The sequence below is a fragment of the Candidatus Obscuribacterales bacterium genome, assembly GCA_036703605.1.
Taxonomy (GTDB): Bacteria; Cyanobacteriota; Cyanobacteriia; order RECH01; family RECH01; genus RECH01.
Genome location: DATNRH010000783.1, coordinates 1 through 20,711, shown reverse-complemented (window position 1 = coordinate 20,711; position 20,711 = coordinate 1). Strand labels below are relative to the sequence as shown.

Below are 20,711 nucleotides of genomic sequence, written 5' to 3'. Positions count from 1 at the left end.
TTAGCTCTGTCCAGTTCATGAAGCCTTGTAACTACTATCTCCAACATTTTTCATAAAAATAGGGCTGAGTTAGCAGGCACGCCCAGAACGACAGTCTGGCATAGATCGTCAGCGATCGCCCCCCTGCTGCAAAATCCAGTCGGCCGCCATCGGGAGATCATCGGCAATGTAATCCGGCTGCGTCTCGTGTTGATACTCGCCTCGGAGAACGCGATCGCCATAGCCTGTTTGCACCAAAATGCCCGTACATCCAGCATTGTGCGCCAGATCTATATCCGTCGCCTTGTCTCCCACCATAAAACTGCGGCGAATATCCAGCCCATGCTCCCAGGCCGCCGCCACCAGCATTCCCGTATTGGGCTTGCGCCACGTTGTCCAACGCGTAAATTCCTCCACGAGCCCCCCCTCGGGCGGACTGAGGTCAGGGCAATAGTAAAGCGCATCCAGCTTCGCCCCCGCCTCATCCCACAACAGCCGACAGAGGCGATCGTGCAACGCCTCTACATGACTGCGCGGATAATAGTCCCGGGAGGGGCCAGACTGATTGGACACGAGACAGCAAAAAAGACCTCGATCATTCAACCGTCGCACCGCTTGGGCCGCCCCTGGTACAAGGTTCAAATCTTCGAGGAGATGAATGTAGCCCGCTTCGATGTTGAGAACGCCATCGCGATCTAAAAACACCGCCGGACGCAACGACGACACATTGGACTTCAAGGCACCGATCCACTCACTACGTTGAACTACGCTAGCTCCTACTCGCCCCAGAGTAGCTTGAGCACCGCCTCCGGAGTAATGTCAGACATTTTACCCGTCGGCGACTTGATGCTTTTGAACTTATCACTCTTGGGCATCAGCTTGGCTGGATCCGTTGGACCGAATAATGCCAGCGTATAAACCTGGAGAGCGATCGCCAAGTGCATGGGCCCACTATCCGTGCAGAGCATCAGGTTAGCTCCGGCAATCATCGCCGCTAGTTTGCCAATGTCTGCTGGAGCCGTCACCTTCAGGTCTGGGAAGCCACTGAGCAAAGCATCTACCCAGTCCTGATCTTCTGGGCCGCGCACAATCACGATTGGTAGATCGGGCTGCCGTTTCCTCACATCTTGGATCACCTGCTGCCAGCTTGCCACCGGATAGATCTTGTCGATGCCCTTCGTCAGCGCCAGCTTGCTCGATCCACCGTGGATCATCACATAGCCAGAACCAAGACCTAGGCGTTTTTGCTCCGCTTCTGCCCATTCAATATCCGCCTTCGGCAATTGAATCGATAGAGGAGGGCAGGGCTGGTCGATCCCCAAGCCTTGGAGCAGATCGTGGTACATATGCGCCGCATACTGCTCTTGGTTGAGCGGCACCGGATCGGTCAGCAGCCAAGAGGCCGTACTTTCATAACTGAGGCGTCTGGGCACCCCCGTCAGCCATAGGAGAAAACCAACTCCCCAGCGTTGCCCTAAGGAAATAGCAACATCGTAGTAGCGATCGCGAATCACACCGAGCAAATTTGCCCAGTCAGCCGGACTGTTTCGATCTTTGAAGTCAAACAGCAATACATCGTTCACAGACTTGCAAACCCGGTATGCTGCCTTGGCGCGGGGTTCAACCACCACGTCAATCACGGCATGGGGGTAGGTTCGCTTGAGGCTGTCCAAGGTCGGGAAAAACAAAATCTGATCGCCAATCCCGCCAGGGACAAGAGCTACTACTCGCATAAGAATGTTTCATGACGCTTATTCCGCTCATTATTTTAGGGGAAGATAGGGGGGAATATTGCTCAATCCTGCTCCATCCTTAGAAAACTTCTTTAGAGGGGGCTGGCTTGTAGGAATTTTGCAACGGATTTTGCAGCTTCACGTTATACGTCTCGTCGTCATGGGAGGACTGAACACAAGCCGTGTATTTACTCATTCCGGCCGCCGGATCAGGGCGGCGCATGGGCAGCGATCGCAACAAATTACTCCTACCGCTCTTGGGAGACCCGATTTTTGCCTGGACTCTGAAGGCCGCTGTTGCCGCTCGCTCGATTCACTGGATTGGCATTATTGGTCAACCCCATGATTGGCCAGAGTTTAAGGCGATCGCCACCCGGCTCGACATCATTAAACTCGTCCACTTCATCCCCGGCGGCAGCACGCGCCAAGAGTCGGTCTACAACGGCCTCAAAGCCTTGCCGGCGATCGCCGACCGCGTTCTCATCCACGATGGGGCCCGCTGCCTGGCCACCCCTGACCTGTTTGATCGCTGTGCAGAGGCCCTGCAAGTCCATGCCGGGCTAATTGCTGCCATCCCGGTCAAGGATACGATCAAGGTGGTTGACCCCGGCTCTCAGCTCATCCTCGACACACCCGATCGCCGCCAGCTCTGGGCTGCCCAAACGCCCCAAGGTTTCCACGTGGATGACCTGAAAGCTTGCCATGCTGAGGGTCAGCGCAACGGCTGGGAGGTCACCGATGATGCGGCTCTTTTTGAGCAATGCGGGCGATCGGTGCAGGTGGTCATGGGCGAAGACACCAACCTCAAGGTCACGACCCCGGTTGACCTAGCGATCGCTGAACTCATCCTCACCCAGCGCCGGAGTCAAGGCTAAGCACCCTGATCGAATCGCTCATCCGATCGCTCCATCAGGGTACAGTAACCGGATCTGGCTACGCCAAGATCCGCCATAAGCCGAAGCCATATGCTAACTATCGACAGTCCCTTGAGAGAGCGATCGCCCCTAGCGTTAAGATTGATCATTAAGAACCGTATCATGGGGTGATTGCTAGCTATGGGCGATCGCCCGCCGAGCTTGGAGAACACAATGCCTGAAACGCTTGATGCTCAGTCTGTTTTAGAGGTTTTGCGCCCCGTACAAGACCCCGAACTACAAAAGAGCCTGGTCGAACTCAACATGATCCGCAATGTTGCCATCGACCAAGGACAGGTGAAATTTACCTTGGTGCTCACCACCCCCGCCTGCCCCCTCCGAGAATTTATCGTAGACGAATGCAAAGCTGCGATTAAAACCCTGCCCGGTGTGGAGACCATCGACGTAGACGTCACCGCCGAAACCCCCCAACAAAAATCCCTCCCCGATCGCCAAGGCATCGACGGCGTTCGCAACATCATCGCCGTCTCCAGTGGCAAAGGTGGCGTCGGGAAAAGTACCGTCGCTGTCAACATCGCCGCTGCCCTATCCGCTGCCGGAGCTACGGTCGGTCTCCTAGATGCTGATATCTATGGCCCCAATGCCCCGATCATGCTGGGTCTATCTGACGCTAAGGTGATGGTGCAGGCCAGCCCCCAGGGTGACGTCCTCGCGCCTGCGTTCAACCACGGCATCAAAGTCGCCTCCATGGGTTTCCTGATCGATCGCGATCAGCCCGTGGTGTGGCGCGGCCCCATGCTCAACGGCATCATCCGTCAATTTCTCTACCAAGTGCAGTGGGGCGAGTTGGACTACCTCATTGTTGATCTACCCCCTGGCACCGGTGATGCCCAGCTTACCCTGGCCCAAGCCGTTCCCATGGCCGGTGTCGTCATTGTCACCACCCCCCAATCCGTGGCCCTCAGCGATGCCCGGCGCGGTCTGAAAATGTTCCAACAGCTCAACGTGCCGGTGATTGGCATCGTGGAAAACATGAGCTATTTCATTCCCCCCGACCTACCCGATCGCCAATACGACATCTTTGGCTCCGGTGGCGGCGAAAAAACGGCCCAAGAGCTAGGAGTGCCCCTCCTAGGTTGCGTGCCCCTTGAACCCGCTGTTCGAGAAGGGGGCGATCGCGGCATTCCCATTGTGCTCGCAGCTCCTGAGTCCGCTTCCGCCAAGGCCTTGACCGCCATCACTCAGCAGGTTGCCGCCCGAGTTTCTGTAGCTGCCCTGAGTGCCTAGCCTGGCCCGTGAAGACTATTCTGAGTGATCGACAACGCGATCGCCGCCCTGCTCCTTCCACGCTCTCAACTTATGACGTATAAACCCATCTCCAAGCGCTTCAGTCTACGAGGCATCGTCCAGCCTTGGCAGGACATGGACTGGCTGTTGCTGCTGATTGTGACTAGCATGACCCTTTTTGCTGGGATCATCATCCGCAGCACCGAGTTGAGCGAAGGCTTAACCGACTGGTGGCAACATTGGGTGATTGGTGGAATTGGGTTACTGATCGTCATGATCCTGGCCCGCTGGCGCTATGACAATCTCATCCAGTGGTACTGGCTGATCTACCTCGTCACCAATATTTCCTTGTTAGCCGTGATGTTCGTGGGTACCGAGGCCCTAGGGGCGCAGCGCTGGATTACCATCGGTGGTTTCAACATCCAACCCTCCGAATTTGCCAAAATCGGAGCCATCATCACCTTGGCAGGCGTTCTGCATGAACGTACCGCCTCCACGCTGCCCATGATGATCAAAGCTCTGGCCGTGATCGCTGTTCCTTGGGGCATTGTGTTCATCCAGCCCGACCTCGGGACGTCCCTTGTATTTGGAGCGATCACCCTGGGCATGCTCTACTGGGGCAACGCCAATCCAGGCTGGCTGGTGCTGCTCGTTTCTCCCTTAGCTGCCGCCATTCTGTTCAACATATCCTTTCCAGTCTGGGTCATCTGGGTTGTGGCCATGGGTGTCATTGGCTGGCGTACCTTGCCTTGGGCTTTCTTTGGGGCGCTGGGGGCCACCGTCGTCAACCTCGTTTCCGGCGGTTTGGGGCAGGTGCTCTGGGGATTGTTGAAAGATTATCAAAAAGATCGGCTCATCCTGTTTCTGGATCCCGATAAAGACCCCTTAGGCGGTGGCTATCACCTGATTCAGTCCCGTATTGCCATTGGCTCTGGGCAGCTATGGGGACGTGGTCTCAATCAAGGCACTCAAACTCAGCTCAGCTTCATTCCAGAACAACACACCGACTTCATTTTCTCCGCCGTCGGTGAAGAACTCGGCTTTATTGGCTGCATGGTCATGCTGGTTGCCTTCTGGCTGATTTGCCTACGGTTGGTGATTATTGCTCAAAATGCCAAGGATAACTTCGGCTCCTTGATTGCCATTGGCGTCTTATCCATGCTCATTTTTCAGGTGCTCGTCAACGTGGGCATGACCATTGGTCTAGCGCCTGTCACCGGCATTCCGCTCCCGTGGGTTAGCTATGGGCGATCGGCTCTGCTAACAAACTTTATAGCCCTAGGCATCGTGGAATCCATTGCTAACCATCGCAGTCAGCGTCTACGATTTTGACTGTTACCCTAGGATGGATCTGCGAATCCTAGCGATCGCTCACAGCTCAAATCCTAATGAGAAGATGGTTGAGCGTCGCCGAAACCCGCCAACGTAGCTTCCTTGACTGGAGATCACTTACGCATCCCCCTAGGAGCGATCCAATACTTTCTGGCGATCGCTCTCGTCCTAGAATCGTCTACATTGAACTATAGAAAAGCTATTGCAAAGGTTTAGACACACCATGATTTTTCCTGGATCAGTCGTTCGGGTCACCAATCTTGATGATACCTACTATGGATTTCAAGGCTTAGTGCAGCGCATCAGCGATGGCAAAGCCGCTGTACTCTTTGAAGGTGGCAACTGGGATAAGCTCGTAACGTTTACCCTATCTGAACTTGAAGCTGTGGATGCAACTGCCGGACGCAAGAAATAGACAGAGCTAGGTGAATTGAGGGGAATCGGCAAACATCGCCAAATATCTAGCCATTCAGTATGATTGGGGTGGTCTGAGCGATCGCCCCTATGGCCCAAGGTAAGAGGCAAGAGGAGGCGATCGCCCCTCAACATTCCCCATCATGCGACTGCCTCTCCCCCAATTTGCCACCCAGCGCCGCACACCGGGTCACTTTGCAGAAGTGGTCGAAACGTCAACCACGCAATTTTTGGCCCAGTGCCTTGATCCGGATGACCTCAGCTTCCCCGCCATGCCACCTTTCGGCAGTTGGGTGAAAGCCATGGACGAAGAATCCGGCAACCAAATCTACGCCGTGGTCTACCATGCCACCACCAGCCCCATCGACTCTGTCCATCGGGCTCGGGCCTTGGGGCTATCGCTGCAAGAGCTACGAGAGCAGCAGCCCCAGATTTTTGCCATGCTCAAAACCGAGTTTAATGCCGCGTTAGTCGGCTTCCAACCGCCCCAAACCACCAACGGCAAGCGCCCCGCCACCGTCACCTACCAATATCTACCGCCGCGCCCGCCGCAAGTTCACCAAGCGGTGTACTACTGCCAACCCGAGGAGATCATCAGCTTCACCGATCGCCTCGACTTTCTGCGATCGCTCCTCGACCTCGGTAATACCCCGGTCGATGCCCTGATTGCCGCCTCCATCCGGCAGATTTATAGCGTCCGTCAAGCCGATCGCGACTGGCTGGTGCAGGTTGGCCGCACCCTGAGCATCTTGCTGAAAGACGACTACGATCGCCTGCAGGTGATCCTCAGACAACTGCATCCCTAGCCGTCATACCTCGTAGACTGGGCGAAGTCGAACAGATCACAGCTAGACATCCCCTCCGATTGATGGACAAACCTTGAAGACCCTCACCCCAAACCCCTCTGCCAGGTCGGTAGAGGGGCTTTGAAAGGTCTGCACTTTCTTGCTCTCACCTTGTGGAATGATGGGAAAGAATGGATCAGCTAATCAGCCCAGTCTTTTGCCTAGGTTTCCATTTTTGTAACCTAACCCTATCTCTTCGGTAAACCAGCCAGAATAGCTGTAGCCATTAACACCGATGGTTTACAAGCAAAGGATGAGAGTCATGGTTAGTTCAATTCAGCGGCAAGGGCGATCGCTCCTAGGTCTCATACTAGCTAGCGGCACACTCATGGTCAGTTGTGCGGCAGCTCCTTCCAACGAGAGCCAGATGGCGGAGTCTGCAGCGCCCGTTAGTGGAGATATGGTAGCCCCCAGCAGCCCCGAGGCGATCGCCCCCGGCGCAGAGAACCAAGCCGGTGCCCCGTCCCTCGCCGCCGCTACCACCGTGCCGCGATCGCAGCCCCAACTGATTAAACAAGCTGAACTCACTATCCAAGTCGAGTCCATCGACGATAGTCTAGCTGCCGTCAACGCCATCGCCCGCCAATACCAAGGTGACCTCCTCTCCCTGAACACCACACGCCCTCGGGATGAGCAACAGCCCCGCTCTGCCTCCCTAGAACTACGGGTGCCCCAAGCCCAACTGGATGGGGCGATCGCCTCTCTGTCTGAACTAGGTGACATTCAGCAGCAAAGCCTGTCCGCCCAAGACGTATCGGCGCAACTGGTAGACTATGACGCTCGCTTGCGGAACCTGCGGAAGTCCGAGGAGCTTGTCCTCGACATCATGGAGCGATCGGGTGATATGAACGACGTGCTCACCGTGGCTCGGGAACTGGATACCATTCGCGCCTCCATCGAACAAATTGACGCCCAGCTCAGCGCCCTGCGCAACCAGGTCAGCTATTCCACCATTCGCCTCACCCTGCAAACTGAAGGAGCGATCGCCTCGGGAGATCCATCCGCAGGCACACAAATCAGCCGTACCTGGCAGCAGGCCAAAGTTGCGGTAGGTAAACTGACCGTAGACCTCGTTCAGCTGATCATCTGGCTGCTGGTGTTCAGTCCCTATTGGCTATCGGGAGTGGGCATGGTCTTCGCTGTCAAATATCTTCTGAGCAAATCTCTCAGGCATGATCGCCCTGCTCCCGTAGCCGTGCCGCCTGCCCAAGAGTAGGCCCCACCCGATCATCCATCCCCTCATCCATCCCTGCATCGATCCCTAGGAGAGCAATTCCTGGGAGAGCAATTCCTGAAGGTCATCCCTGGGCTATACACCTCCAATGGATTCCAATGGATCTCTGGGACTAATGGATCTCTGGGAGCGTGTCTATCTCTGGGTAACCGCTAGGATAAAGACAGTTCTGCTGATACCAACCCAGCCCATGCCAGACTGTCCCCACTGTCACCAGTCCGTTCCAGAGGAAGCGATCGCCTGCCCCTTCTGCCGTGCTCCCCTTAAGGCTTTTGGTCATCCTGGTATTCCGCTGTACCAATCCCCCAGCGGCTCTCTTTGCGCCACCTGCCTTTACCACGCCGACGATACCTGCACCTTCCCCCAGCGCCCCTATGCTGAAAGCTGCACCCTCTATACCTCCACAGAGCAGAGCCCAGAGGCGATCGCCTACCGACCTAGCTGGGGCAATCGCTTCCGGGGTTGGATCGGTCAACGGGGTGGTTGGGTTTTGCTGGGGGCGATCGCTGCTATTAGCCTTGTGCTGGCCTTGGGTAACCGATAATTCGCTACAATCGTCTCGCTAACTTCGTGGCCTGTAACCCATGACCGAGACGACGCTGCCAGTCTTCATTCAACAGATGCTCCAGCCCGGATTTTACCCCCATCCCGTGCAGGAACCCATCCAGCTCATCCAGACCCACGTGTCCTACGTGCTGCTGACTGGAGACTATGCCTACAAGGTGAAAAAGCCGGTGGACTTTGGGTTTCTCAACTATGCCACCCTGGACAAGCGTCGTCACTTTTGCCAAGAAGAGCTGCGGTTGAATCAACGCACCGCCGCTGAGCTTTACCTAGCGGTGCTGCCGATTGTCCAAGCGGGCGATCGCTTCCAGCTTGCTAGCCAGCCCAACCCGCCCACCGAGTCCATCATCGACTATGCCGTACAAATGCGGCAGTTTCCTCAAGACGCCCTGCTCACCGCCTGCTTTGATCGCGGCGAACTCACCGAGAGCCGTCTGCAAGCACTGGCCCAAGCGATCGCTGCCTTCCACCAAACCACCGTCACCAGCGACTACATTCGCAGCTTTGGGGAGATTGCCAGCGTCCGCCAATCCATCGACGAAAACTACGACCAAACCGAACAGTACATCGGCGGCCCCCAAACCCAGCAGCAGTTTGACGAAACCCGCCACTACACCGATCGCTTCTTTGCTGAACGGCAAGACCTGTTCCAAGACCGGATGGAGAGCGATCGCATCCGAGAATGCCACGGCGACCTGCACCTGCGCAATATTTGCGATTGGCAAGGACGGCTCTGGCTGTTTGACTGCATTGAATTCAACGAACCCTTTCGCTTTGTCGATGTCATGTTCGACATTGCCTACATTGTTATGGACTTGCTAGCCCGAGAGCGTCCCGACCTCAGCACCTGTTTCTTAAATGCCTACGCAGAAGCCTCCGGCGATTGGGACGGTCTGCACATTCTTCCCCTCTACGTCAGCCGCCAGTCCTACGTCCGCGCCAAAGTGACCTCCTTCCTGCTCAACGATCCGGGTATTCCATCCGAAGATAAGCAATCTATTTCTGAGACAGCCGCGCTCTACTATCGCTTAGCCTGGCAGCTCAGCCAGCCCCGCCCAGGCCAGTTGATCCTCATGTCTGGGCTATCGGGATCGGGAAAAACTACCCTCGGGCGAGCGATCGCTACTGCACTAGAGGGTATCCACATTCGTTCCGATGCCGTGCGCAAACATCTCGGCGGCGTGCCCCTCTACGAACGCGGAGGCGACGACCTCTACAGCCCAGCCATGACCGCCCAAACCTACGATCGCCTCCTAGACCTTGGCATCAAACTAGCCCAAGATGGCTACACCGTGATCCTAGACGCCAAATACGATCGCCAAGACTACCGACAGGCAGCGATCGCCCAGGCTCAAACCGCCCACCTGCCTCTGCATATTGTCCACTGCAACGCCCCCCTTGACCTGCTGGCAGCCCGCCTCCAAGCCCGCACCGGTGACATTGCCGATGCCAACGTAGATATCTTGCGCCAGCAAACCTTTCAGCCCTTCAGCAACGACGAACAGCCCTATGTGATCTCCCTCAATGCGGCTCAGACAACCACCGACCTGCTTCAAGAAACCCTTGCTACACTGAAGGCAACCGATCACTAGCAACAGCATGACCAGAACCGCTGTTAATACAGGCATTAAATTTGCGATTGTATTCATTCTGGGATTTTGGATAGTAGGCTACGATCCAGTTTTAGCACTGCTCTTGGGGGCGGTTGGTGGAGCAGCCGGAGGGATGGCTGGTGCTTGGTGGCAGACCAAAGATACCCAAGGCTCACCTCCTGATGGTGATTACCTTTCCCCCCTTGCCCGAGCCCAGCAACGCCTCTCCCAGTGGCGCAGGGAGCGTCGCCGTAGTAATAAAGAATCACGCTACCAGCGCCCTCCTCGGAAAAAACATGCGTCCCCAAAATCAAACTACTCTAAACCAGGTTCTCGGTAATCAAGATTCTCCCCTGGTTGTCTGACTCATCGTTTCCCCTCATTCTCACCAGAAAGAGAACGGGAGCAATTAAGGTACAGGTACTTTCAAAGCCTCTCTAATGACCTGGGAGAGGGGTTTAGGGTAATAGGCTTCAAGGTTTGTCATCAACCAAGGGTTTTTTCCCGATCCCCCAGCCGATCGTTACCACAATGCCCTTGCAGCGGAGGGAAATGTAGTTTAGAGAACAAATGCCTGTGGCTCTAGGGAGAGAGTATAGTAAGCTTACGGCATGGTCATGTCTCCTAGGGGTAGTCGTATCGGTTCTGACCATGAAGGCGCAGGGTGCTTGTAGGCTCATAACCATTGCCGGTCATGGATCTCAGAGCTAGCTGGATTTAGCTGAAAAGTCCAGACCTTGTCCCGCCAAGCCCTAACTAGTATTAGCAACGTTTCGGAGGTTCTGAGTGTCGCAACCAGAGGTATCTCGCCCTCATGGTTTTTGGTCTGTGGATGACCAGTCGCGCTATCAGTGGAGCCGTGTGGCTAGCCAAGCCTTGCTGCAGCTTTCTAGCGCTGGAGTGGATCAGCAGACCCTCGTGCATGAAATTGCCCAGGTTTGTTCCCTCAATGATGAACAGCTTTCGCGCATCTATCACCTAGAGCAGGCCCTTGACCAAGCGCTCCTGTATCTCGATGAGCTGCGGTTGAAAGTGCGAGACCAGGGCATTTTAGAAACCCAGTTGGCGACCACCGAAGCCTATGCCAGTATTCAGCGGCAGGCGATCGCCCAATTAAAAATGCAGCTTGAGCGCCAACAGCAGGCCATCGAGATGTATCGGGCCGGCATGGGCGATCGCGATCAATTTTTCCTCCAGCTTTTAGAACGCATTAACACCCTCGCGGATGATCACTCCACCGTCCTCGAAGGTCTCCACGATCGCCTTGAAACCGATCGGGACGAAACCCGCATCCACTACCAGCGCCTCGATACCACCATTAAGGATCTGCAAACCGCCCTCGAAGCTCGTCAGCGGCAAATCCTCGACCTTGAAGCCGAAGCCCTCACCGCCCATTCCCGCGTGGTGGAATTGGAGATGGAAATCAGCGCCTGCCATCAGCGCATTCGGGAGCTGTACCTGCGTCTAGAAGAGCGATCGCTCCAAACCGAGACGGATCCACCTTCCTCCCAACCTGCCCCCGGATCTGATGCCGCTGCAGAACATTGGCTAAGTGCTTCAGATCCAGCCTCAGCTGATGACAATGGGCAAACGCCGATTCAAAAGCTAGCCCGTGCGAAGCTACAGCGCCAAAGCCTTGAACAGCACATGGAGCAGCAAGCTCGCCAAATTGCCAAACTCCAGCAGCAGTGCCAAGAGCTTGAAGGTGAACGCGATCGCCAACATGCTTGCCTCACCGAGCGCGATCGCCAAAATGCTGAAATGCAAGAGCAGATTTTGAAACAGGCTAAACAGGCCAGCGAATACGAAGCCGCGGTTCAGCACTGGAAAGATCGCTACACCGTCAGTCAGCGTCAGATGCGCCAACTGCGGGATGCCCTACAGCAAACCCTTACCGATAGCACGCCCAATCCCGATATCATCCCAGCTTTGGCAGACTTGCTTGACGCCATGCAAACCCTGCCCGCCAGCGATGGTGATGATACGGAAGACGCCACCCTCAGTTCCCACTTTGGCACCCTAGCTGTTCCTGATTTCTTAATTCGGCGACGCCTGCGGCGGCCTGGTTCCCGTTCCTCACCCCCCCCAGCCTCATCCAGCAACTCCATTCCCCCCTCCGACCAGAGCGACGCAGACCTCAGTTAGCAGTGCCTGACCCCATCCATCCAGGTCTGGCTCGATCGCCGCAGCATAAATTCTTTCGGGAAGAATCTTTATGGACTTCCTAACTTATGTCATTCTGGAGTATGCCAACCGAGGACAAGGGACGAGAGGATAGGGAACGCATAGATGCACGCTTGCCTTCCAGTCACCCGAGGGGGCGATCGCCAGCCCAGCGTTAAGCGCTACGGCAGAAGGCATAGACTGTTTGCTTAGAAGTAGGATGGACAGATGGACGATAAGTTGATGTTGATGATTCCGGGGCCCACACCCGTTCCGGAACAAGTTTTGCAAGCCCTAGGTAAACATCCTATTGGTCATCGCAGCGGTGATTTTTCCGCAATTATGGCGGAGGTGACAGAAGGATTAAAATGGCTGCACCAAACCCAAAATGATGTGCTGGTGCTCACCGCCAGCGGTACCGGAGCCATGGAAGCCGGTATTATTAACGTCCTTAGCCCTGGCGATCGCGTCTTGGCGGGCTGCAACGGTAAATTTGGCGATCGCTGGGCTGAAGTATGCGAAGCCTATGGTCTCAACGTCGAGCGGGTGACGGCCGAATGGGGCAAGCCTCTCGAAGCAGAGCAGTTCCGCACCCTGCTAGAAGCGGATACCGAGAAAACCATTAAGGCCGTCATTCTCACCCACAGCGAAACCTCCACCGGCGTGCTGAATGACCTGGAAGCCATTAACCAAGTCGTGAAAGCCCATGGAGCGCTGATTATCGTTGATGCGGTCACCAGCCTCGGAGCTTGCTCCTTGCCCATCGATGAATGGGGTTTAGACATCGTCGGCTCCGGTTCCCAAAAAGGCTACATGATTCCCCCAGGGCTCAGCTTTGTTGCTGTTAGCCCCAAGGCTTGGGCCGCCTACGAAACCGCCAAGCTCCCCCGCTACTACTTAGATCTTGGCAAATATCGTAAATCAGCGGTCAAAAACACCAATCCCTTCACCCCCGCCATCAATCTGATCGTGGCCCTGCAAGCCGCCCTGCGGATGATGAAAGCCGAAGGATTGGAGACCATCTTTGCCCGCCACGCCCGTCAGCGTGCCGCCACCCGTGCCGCGATCGCTGCCCTCAATTTGCCTCTCTTTGCTCCAGATTCCCACGCTAGCCCGGCGGTTACGGCCGTCATGCCCAGCGGCGTGGATGCCGAACAGCTTCGCTCGATCGTGCGCAAGCAGTTTGACATTGCCCTAGCCGGTGGTCAGGATCACCTCAAAGGCAAGATTTTCCGCATTGGTCACCTCGGCTTTGTCAGCGATCGCGATATTTTGACCGTGATCGCCGCCATCGAAGCAGCCCTACAAGCCCTCCATGCTGAAGGCTTTACCCCCGGCGCGGGAGTTAGCGCTGCGGCTAAGGTACTGAATGGCTAGATCCCGTTAGACAGGATAGATAGTCATAGGAGCGATCGCGTCTGAGTCACCCATTTGGGCACTTTGAGAGCCACCGGTACCAAGACAGCGATCGCCCCCAGCACCCTCATGTACTCAATATCGTTCGGGCTGAGCCGGTCGAAGCCTAGCCCTACACGAGATAACCTTACCCCTCGGGATCACCCCAATACCGTTCGGGCTGGTCGCAGCCCCGATCTCATTTGTCAGACGTTGCCCTAGGCTGCCCCAGCTTAGCTGCCAGCTCCGTTTTAATTCGGTTGAGAATCGACGTTTCATCCAGGGTTTCCAAAATATCCTGCACCACCGCCTTGGGGGCCGTGTCGCTCCAAGTGGCTCCATTGGCTAAATACACCTTCGCCACTTGGCCAATACTGTAGGACGCGACTCCGGCCACGCTACCTTGGGCGATCGCCACGGGAATATAGGCCCCCAGAGACAGCCCGGCGGTGGCTGGAGCGGCCAAGCCAAGCAGCCCCTTCAGTGAACTGAGTCCCAAGGTGGCCAAGAGCTCACTCAAGGGAATTCCCCCCATGCCTAGGGCAATGGTTTTCAATAGATTCAGAGCTCCATGCTCCGTCATGGGAATGCCGTAGAGCTTCGAGAGCACCACGATCATCGTCAAATCCACCGCTGCTCCCCCCACGAGATCCAGCGCTGTGACTGGATTGAGGGCGATCGCCATTGCCTTGGCAATCGACGCACTCCAGATAATGTCCTCCGCACTGCGATCGCGGATCTCCAGCTTACGACGCACGAGCTGGTCATTCAGCGTATCGGCATAGAGCAGCGTATTCAGCGCTACCAGCGATCGCCCCTCCCGATGTAGCAGGTTGAGAATCCTCAGCTTCAGGTCATCTACCTGCGGTGTGCCCTGGGTTTGATGCATGGCCAGACTGCCATCCGCCCGCCGCGTTGCTTGGGTCACCACTGGAGCCGCCGCCGTCATGACAATTTCTTCGGGCGATAGCAAGTCCCGCACGCGGCGATCGCGAATCGTTTCATAAATAGCCTGGCGATCGCCCGGTGGGTAGTGATCTACCTTGTTGAACACCAGCAGCATCGGCTTACTGGCCTCCCGCAACTGCGACAGGGCCTGATATTCCACCTGGGTAATATCCCCGGCCACCACAAACAGAATCAGATCCGCCTGTTGGGCAATTTGCCGCGCCAAAACTTCCCGCGCTTCGCCGCCCACTTCATCCAGACCCGGCGTATCCAGCAGCTCAATCCGGGATCCGCCAACCCCCGGTAATGAAACCGTCAAAAGATCCTGATCACAGCCGGCGATCGCCTCCTGAGACACCTGCCAAGCCGCTCCCTGCACCATCTTCGTCACCCCATGCACGGCACCCGTGGCAAACACCTCCTGCCCCAGCAGCGCATTCAGCAACGACGACTTCCCCCGCCCCACCATGCCAAACACAGCAATATGCACCACCTGCTGTTCTAGCTTGGTCTGCATGGCCGTGAGTTGTTCAATCTCGTGGCTCAACCCTGCCTGCTCTCGGGGCGTCAAGTCAAGCTGTTGCACAAGCTGCCGTAGCGTATCTTGGGCGAGCTGATAGCTGAGATCATGCTGGAGAGACTGCACATCGTCAATGACCGCATCCAAATCCCGTAGATCATCCGCCGAATCTCCAGATGCTGCCCAGTTTTGCGATGAATCGATCAACGGTTCTCAACTCCTCAAGCGATCGCCCTGGTTTACCCTAGACCCAACCAGCACAGGTCTTACAATCTTCTTACAATCTATAGTAGCGATCGCCTGACTGCGATCCCAACTGCTCATTCCACCTTAAGAAACGATGCTTATCAAACGCCCCAATCTGGGATTTCTACCCACCGTTTTACCCCTACTGCTCGCCTGCCTGTTGTGGCTAATGCCAGGCGCTGCTTGGGGGCAGGCTATCCCCGAAGAGCTACCCAGCGCCGACCAAGACGCTGTTGAACAACTCCGCGATCAGGCCTTCACCGCCACCAATGCTGGCGACTTTGCCACCGCCGAAGCCTATTGGACAGACCTGCTAGAGCAACTGCCCGACAATCCTGCCCTATGGAGTAATCGTGGCAATGCTCGGGTGAGCCAAAATAAACTCGAAGAGGCGATCGCCGACTATAACCAGGCCATCCGCCTGGCCCCCAGTGCTCCGGATCCCTACCTGAATCGCGGTACGGCCCTAGAAGGGTTAGGCAAATTCCAAGAGGCGATCGCTGACTACAACCGCGTTCTAGAACTCGAACCCAACGATCCCGCCGCTTACAACAATCGCGGTAATGCCCAAGCGGGTCTAGGCAACTGGCAAGAAGCGATCGCCGACTACAAAATGGCTGCCGACCTCGCCCCTGAATACGCGTTTGCCCAAGCTAATCACGCCCTTGCTCTGTACCAAGTGGGCGAAACCGAAGACGCCCTGCGGCAGATGCGCAATCTGGTACGCAAATATCCCCGCTTTGCCGACATGCGCGCCGCCCTCACCGCCGCCCTCTGGGTCACGGGACAGCTAGGCGAAGCCGAGAGCAACTGGGTGGCCGCCATCGGTCTTGATCGCCGCTACAAAGATATTCAATGGGTAGAAACCACTCGCCGCTGGCCGCCTACCATGGTGGACGCCCTCCGACGATTTATCACCCTGCAGTAAGCCATTGCGATCGCCTACCATGATTATTCGCACCGCCACTATCGACGACAGCTCTGACCTCGAAGCGATCTTCGTCCACGCCGTGACAACCTTGGCTCCTGAGTACTATAGTCCCGAGCAAGTCCAAGCCTGGGCCGCCACCCCCCAAGACAGCGATCGCTTTCAGCATTGGCTGCAAGACGGCCGGGTATGGGTCGCTCAGGAGGGCGATCGCATTCTAGGGTTTGTCGGTCTCATGGACGATGGCTTAGTGAGCGCCCTCTTTGTCCATGGCGACTATGGACGGCAAGGGATTGGATCGCGCCTGCTGTCCACGGCCATCACCTGGGCTCAACAGCACCAGCTCCTTAACCTGCGCGCCGAAGCCAGCGAACTAAGTCGCCCCCTGTTTGCCAAGTTTGGGTTTCACACCGATGGCACTGAAACCGTGACTCGCGGGGGTGTGGTTTTCCATCGCGCCCTCATGAGCTACACCATGCCCCCGACTGAACCCAATGCAGCTAGCGCACCTGTAGATTGACTGCATCAGAAATCGTTGGAATTTCGGCATAGCGACCTAGGGCCGACTGCACCACCGAATAGCCAACCGCCGCGATCATGCCCAAGAACAGCACATTGTTGACGGTTTCGCCAATCAACCCGGTGCTCAGTCCATTGCCCAGCAGGCTGAGGATCAAGCTGCTGACGATGATAATGATATCGATCATGATCGCCTGCATGGTGTTGAAGCGAATGAAGTGGCTAATGGACGGGTTACGCACCACCAACAGCAGTAGAGCAAAGAAGATAATCAGCCCCGCAAAGGGAATGCTGCTATACAGTTGCAGGATCGGAAAAATTGGAATGAGCACCACCTGCAGCGCCGGAAACTGAGCAAAGATGAAGCGCCCTAGCGTCAGCCCTTCAATCAACGGTAGAAGGTAGGGTAGGCAGGCAAAAATGCGATCGCTCACGGTGGTTGTTGAACTACGCCACGTCATGCGTTCAAGCTCCTCTAAAACAAAGGTTTGTGAGGCGGCCGTACTGCCCTTCGTGACATGCGTTACAGCACAGCGCCCTAGGGTTAATCTAACAGGTTTCCCCAAACGGCCGATGGGCGGATTCCCGAGAACCGTCTTGAAGACCTGACTTGAGGCAAGCGCGATCGCGGGTTCATCACCGGTTTATCTACTGACCAAATCCAGCCGACGGATGAACCAACTAATCAATATTGGCAACCCGGAAGCCCATCTGGCATTCGTACTGGTTGGCAGGGCCACCCCCCTTCCCCAGCGCCCGACCACACATCAATTGCCCATCGTGCCAGCGGGGTTGTCCGCTTTGGTCTGCCATCAAGCATCCTTGACACACATGCTGCGGTGAGAGTAATTGACGTTCGGTGAGAATGACTAACATCAGCCACCTCCATTCCCTATGTCGATAACGTGTCCTGAGAGTGCCACATGGAGTAGCAGTCTTTCCCTATTGTATGGGAGGGGATCAAGCAACACTGGGCAATCCATACATATCCATACATTACATTCACGATAGGTTTACAAGGGGATGCAGCAATTAGCCAAGGTCTTCCAGCATTCCATGGGACGGCGATCGCCGTCGTAACCTAGATCACGATCAGATCACGATTTAGATATTGATCCTGCTCTATGGAACCGATCCTCCTGACCCAAAATAGCCGCTGTGCCCTGAAAAAATGACGCTACAATTAGAGACTTGAGCGATCGCACCATGCACCGCCAAGGTTTGGTGAGCCAGTCTAACTTAAGGTTCCCCTGCCTGGCATTCGCGATCGCCCCTTTGAACGGCACCTTCAAGGCAAGATGTACCCCCAGAGCCCCATACCACCCCGATATCGTCATCTGCCTATCACCCACCGCCTGTAGGGAGAGATCGGCTACGCCTAATCATTGTGACCAAGAGTTTCGGAGAGCTTACTTGTGACTCAGACTAACGCAGATTTTTTGAACCAGTCCGACCCAGTTGTAGCAGAAATTCTTCAGCAGGAGCTACAGCGCCAGCGCGAACACCTAGAGCTGATTGCTAGCGAAAACTTTACCTCCGCTGCCGTCCTAGCAGCTCAAGGCTCGGTTTTAACTAACAAATATGCTGAAGGGCTCCCCCGCAAGCGCTACTATGGCGGCTGTGAATTTATCGATCGCGTTGAGCAAGTTGCTATCGATCGCGCCAAGGAACTCTTCGGTGCAGCCCATGCCAACGTCCAGCCCCACTCTGGCGCACAAGCCAACTTCGCTGTCTTCCTAGCGCTTTTGCAGCCCGGCGACACGATTATGGGCATGGATCTATCCCATGGCGGCCACCTCACCCATGGCTCGCCCGTGAATGTATCGGGCAAGTGGTTTAAGGTTTGCCACTACGGCGTCAGCCCCGAAACCGAACAGCTCGACTACGACAATATTCGTGACCTAGCCCTGCAGCACAAGCCCAAGCTGATCATCTGTGGCTACTCCGCCTATCCCCGCATCATCCACTTCGATCGCTTCCGGGCGATCGCCGATGAAGTAGGTGCCTACCTGCTTGCCGATATTGCCCATATTGCTGGGCTTGTGGCCAGCGGTCACCATCCCAACCCTCTTCCCTATTGCGATGTCGTCACCACCACCACCCACAAAACTCTGCGTGGCCCTCGGGGCGGTCTGATTCTCACCCGCGATCCCGAACTGGGCAAACAGTTTGACAAAGCCGTGTTCCCTGGCACCCAAGGTGGGCCTCTAGAACATGTGATTGCTGGTAAAGCCGTGGCCTTTGGCGAAGCCCTCCAGCCCGCCTTTAAGACCTACTCTGCCCAGGTCATTCAAAACGCCCAGGCTATGGCCACTCAGCTCCAGGCTCGCGGCATCAAGATTGTCTCCAATGGCACCGATAACCACCTCATGCTTTTGGACTTACGCTCTATTAGCATGACCGGCAAGCGCGCCGATCAACTGGTGAGCGGCGTCAACATCACCGCCAACAAAAACACCGTGCCCTTCGATCCCGAATCTCCCTTCGTAACCAGCGGACTACGGCTTGGCTCCCCCGCCATGACCACCCGTGGCATGGGTGTACCGGAATTCACAGAGATCGCTAACATCATCGCCGATCGCCTCCTGAATCCCGACGATGAAGCCGTAGCAGAGCAATGCCGTCAGCGCGTGGCCTCCCTCTGCGATCGCTTCCCCCTCTACCCCCACTTGCAGGCCACTCAGCCTACACCGGCGTTGGTCTAGGGTCAAAGCGATCATGTCTCACTAAGTCATGATCAGGCACGGGGCGCATAACTCTTCTACGAAGGGGATTGCGCCTCTTGCTATGGCCAGCCGAAAAATCACACAGTCTTTCCGGCTTAGCTCCATCGTCTGTGTAGGGTAAAGGGATATGTCCACCATCCCATGTCATCTAGCGGCAAGGTTTGCCAAAGATACCTGCTGGGGATAGACCTGCTAGGGCATGAAATCGTCTTCAGCGTGTATAGTTCATAGTAGCCTTGGCCAAGTGGCCATCTAAAACGCCCATTACGTTTGCACCCACCGAGTTTAGATGTCTCCCCAGTTTTACCATCTCGCTGCATTCATCATTTCGGCTGTTGTTGTGTTGGTTAGCACGCCCATCGTCAAAGCGATCGGGCTGAAATGTGGTCAGGTTGATTTGCCCGGCGGACGCAAAGTTCATAACCAGCCCATGGTGCGCCTTGGCGGCGTCTCGATTTTTCTGGGTGCCCTGATTGCCCTGCTGACGGTGTGGAGCTTGGGCGGATTTGGCATTTTGCCCCAAGACAAAGAGTATGAAATTTGGGGCGTTACCATCGGCGGTCTGGTTTTCTTCCTAATTGGGTTAGCTGATGACCTTTTTGGTCTACCAGCGATATCCCGCCTGGCGATGCAGTCTATCGCGGCCTCCGGAGCTTGGTATGTAGGCGTCCAGATAGAATTTCTCACCGTTCCTTTCCATGGCCTGGTCGTTTTACCGGCCTGGATTAGCTTGCCAGTCACCGTTCTATGGCTGGTGGGCATGACCAACGCTATCAACTGGATTGATGGACTCGATGGTCTGGCCGCAGGCGTATCTGGGATTGCTGCCGTAGTCATGCTGGTGGCGAGTCTGTTTATGCACCAGCCGGCTGCTGCCCTGATTGCTGCTGCTTTGGCGGGAGGGGCCCTTGGCTTCCTGCGCTACAACTTTAACCCCGCCCAAATTTTTATGGGGGATGGGGGAGCTTACTATATGGGATTTACCCTGGCCGGTATTGGCGTTGTTGGCTTAGTGAAAAGTGTCACTACCGTTGCGGTGCTCCTGCCCTATTTGATTTTAGCCGTACCGATTTTGGACATGTTTGCCGTAATTGTCGATCGCCTGCGCAGCGGCAACTCTCCCTTCATTGCCGACAAACGCCACCTCCACCACCGCCTTTTGGAAGCTGGCCTATCCCATCGGCTCACGGTTCTGTTCATCTATTCTCTTACCCTATGGGTCGGTAGCCTCGCCCTGGCTTTTTCCAATATTCCCAGTGGCGTTGCCTATGCGATCGCTGCCACGGTGCTATTTGCCTATATTGGCTGGAAAGCAAAACGCCACGCTCGCTCTCGTTCCAGCAGCTAAGCAATCCTATACAATTGCCTCAGAAATTACCTCAGATCCAACCCGATATTGAATCCACAGGAT

18 protein-coding genes and 1 pseudogene are annotated in these 20,711 nt (G+C 55.9%); 14 read left to right on the top strand and 5 right to left on the bottom strand.

Features of this window, described 5'->3' with window-relative positions:
* Positions 1–108 precede the first annotated feature (108 nt).
* Together V6D20_16340 and V6D20_16335 are read right to left on the bottom strand one after the other, a co-directional pair.
* Entirely contained in the window at positions 109–717 is a 609-nt protein-coding gene (locus V6D20_16340) for an HAD family hydrolase (GenBank protein HEY9817349.1), read from the bottom strand.
* Between the two features lie 38 nt (positions 718–755).
* Complete coding sequence (locus tag V6D20_16335) at positions 756–1,712, bottom strand: glycosyltransferase family 9 protein (protein ID HEY9817348.1); 957 nt, start codon at positions 1,710–1,712, stop codon at positions 756–758.
* Positions 1,713–1,894: 182 nt separating this feature from the next.
* Between V6D20_16335 and ispD the strand changes: the two genes are divergently transcribed.
* From ispD to V6D20_16285, 10 genes and pseudogenes are all read left to right on the top strand, one after another.
* On the top strand, positions 1,895–2,587 hold the full coding sequence (ispD, locus tag V6D20_16330) for a 2-C-methyl-D-erythritol 4-phosphate cytidylyltransferase (protein ID HEY9817347.1): 693 nt from the start codon (positions 1,895–1,897) through the stop codon (positions 2,585–2,587).
* A 213-nt stretch (positions 2,588–2,800) separates the two neighbouring features.
* Entirely contained in the window at positions 2,801–3,874 is a 1,074-nt protein-coding gene (locus V6D20_16325; GenBank protein ID HEY9817346.1) for an Mrp/NBP35 family ATP-binding protein, read from the top strand.
* Positions 3,875–3,946: 72 nt separating this feature from the next.
* On the top strand, positions 3,947–5,206 hold the full coding sequence (rodA, locus tag V6D20_16320) for a rod shape-determining protein RodA (protein ID HEY9817345.1): 1,260 nt from the start codon (positions 3,947–3,949) through the stop codon (positions 5,204–5,206).
* Positions 5,207–5,432: 226 nt separating this feature from the next.
* Positions 5,433–5,621, top strand: a pseudogene (locus V6D20_16315) (NAD(P)H dehydrogenase subunit NdhS).
* 142 nt (positions 5,622–5,763) lie between these two features.
* The gene (locus V6D20_16310; protein ID HEY9817344.1) at positions 5,764–6,426 is read left to right on the top strand and encodes an HAS-barrel domain-containing protein; all 663 of its coding nucleotides are present in this window, start codon (positions 5,764–5,766) and stop codon (positions 6,424–6,426) included.
* A 301-nt stretch (positions 6,427–6,727) separates the two neighbouring features.
* On the top strand, positions 6,728–7,681 hold the full coding sequence (locus V6D20_16305) for a DUF4349 domain-containing protein (GenBank protein ID HEY9817343.1): 954 nt from the start codon (positions 6,728–6,730) through the stop codon (positions 7,679–7,681).
* A 208-nt stretch (positions 7,682–7,889) separates the two neighbouring features.
* Positions 7,890–8,243, top strand: coding sequence for a hypothetical protein (locus V6D20_16300; protein HEY9817342.1), 354 nt, complete (start codon positions 7,890–7,892; stop codon positions 8,241–8,243).
* 40 nt (positions 8,244–8,283) lie between these two features.
* Entirely contained in the window at positions 8,284–9,855 is a 1,572-nt protein-coding gene (locus tag V6D20_16295) for an AAA family ATPase (GenBank protein ID HEY9817341.1), read from the top strand.
* Positions 9,856–10,641: 786 nt separating this feature from the next.
* On the top strand, positions 10,642–12,000 hold the full coding sequence (locus V6D20_16290; protein ID HEY9817340.1) for a hypothetical protein: 1,359 nt from the start codon (positions 10,642–10,644) through the stop codon (positions 11,998–12,000).
* 246 nt (positions 12,001–12,246) lie between these two features.
* Positions 12,247–13,395, top strand: a complete 1,149-nt coding sequence (locus V6D20_16285; protein ID HEY9817339.1) for an alanine--glyoxylate aminotransferase family protein — start codon at positions 12,247–12,249, stop codon at positions 13,393–13,395.
* A gap of 217 nt (positions 13,396–13,612) precedes the next feature.
* Here the strand turns inward: V6D20_16285 and V6D20_16280 are convergent, their stop codons facing one another.
* The gene (locus tag V6D20_16280; protein HEY9817338.1) at positions 13,613–15,088 is read right to left on the bottom strand and encodes a DUF697 domain-containing protein; all 1,476 of its coding nucleotides are present in this window, start codon (positions 15,086–15,088) and stop codon (positions 13,613–13,615) included.
* A gap of 133 nt (positions 15,089–15,221) precedes the next feature.
* On the opposite strand from V6D20_16280, the gene V6D20_16275 reads away from it, so the two are divergent.
* Together V6D20_16275 and V6D20_16270 are read left to right on the top strand one after the other, a co-directional pair.
* The gene (locus V6D20_16275; GenBank protein ID HEY9817337.1) at positions 15,222–16,055 is read left to right on the top strand and encodes a tetratricopeptide repeat protein; all 834 of its coding nucleotides are present in this window, start codon (positions 15,222–15,224) and stop codon (positions 16,053–16,055) included.
* A gap of 19 nt (positions 16,056–16,074) precedes the next feature.
* Entirely contained in the window at positions 16,075–16,575 is a 501-nt protein-coding gene (locus tag V6D20_16270; GenBank protein ID HEY9817336.1) for a GNAT family N-acetyltransferase, read from the top strand.
* Here V6D20_16270 and V6D20_16265 read toward each other — a convergent pair.
* Positions 16,556–17,035: a Tic20 family protein gene (locus tag V6D20_16265; protein HEY9817335.1), complete on the bottom strand. Its 480-nt coding sequence runs from the start codon at positions 17,033–17,035 to the stop codon at positions 16,556–16,558. The genes V6D20_16270 and V6D20_16265 overlap by 20 nt on opposite strands.
* A gap of 220 nt (positions 17,036–17,255) precedes the next feature.
* Positions 17,256–17,450, bottom strand: a complete 195-nt coding sequence (locus tag V6D20_16260) for a hypothetical protein (GenBank protein HEY9817334.1) — start codon at positions 17,448–17,450, stop codon at positions 17,256–17,258.
* A gap of 539 nt (positions 17,451–17,989) precedes the next feature.
* On the opposite strand from V6D20_16260, the gene glyA reads away from it, so the two are divergent.
* Together glyA and V6D20_16250 are read left to right on the top strand one after the other, a co-directional pair.
* On the top strand, positions 17,990–19,279 hold the full coding sequence (gene glyA / locus V6D20_16255; protein ID HEY9817333.1) for a serine hydroxymethyltransferase: 1,290 nt from the start codon (positions 17,990–17,992) through the stop codon (positions 19,277–19,279).
* A gap of 310 nt (positions 19,280–19,589) precedes the next feature.
* The gene (locus V6D20_16250; protein HEY9817332.1) at positions 19,590–20,648 is read left to right on the top strand and encodes an MraY family glycosyltransferase; all 1,059 of its coding nucleotides are present in this window, start codon (positions 19,590–19,592) and stop codon (positions 20,646–20,648) included.
* Positions 20,649–20,711 lie beyond the last annotated feature (63 nt).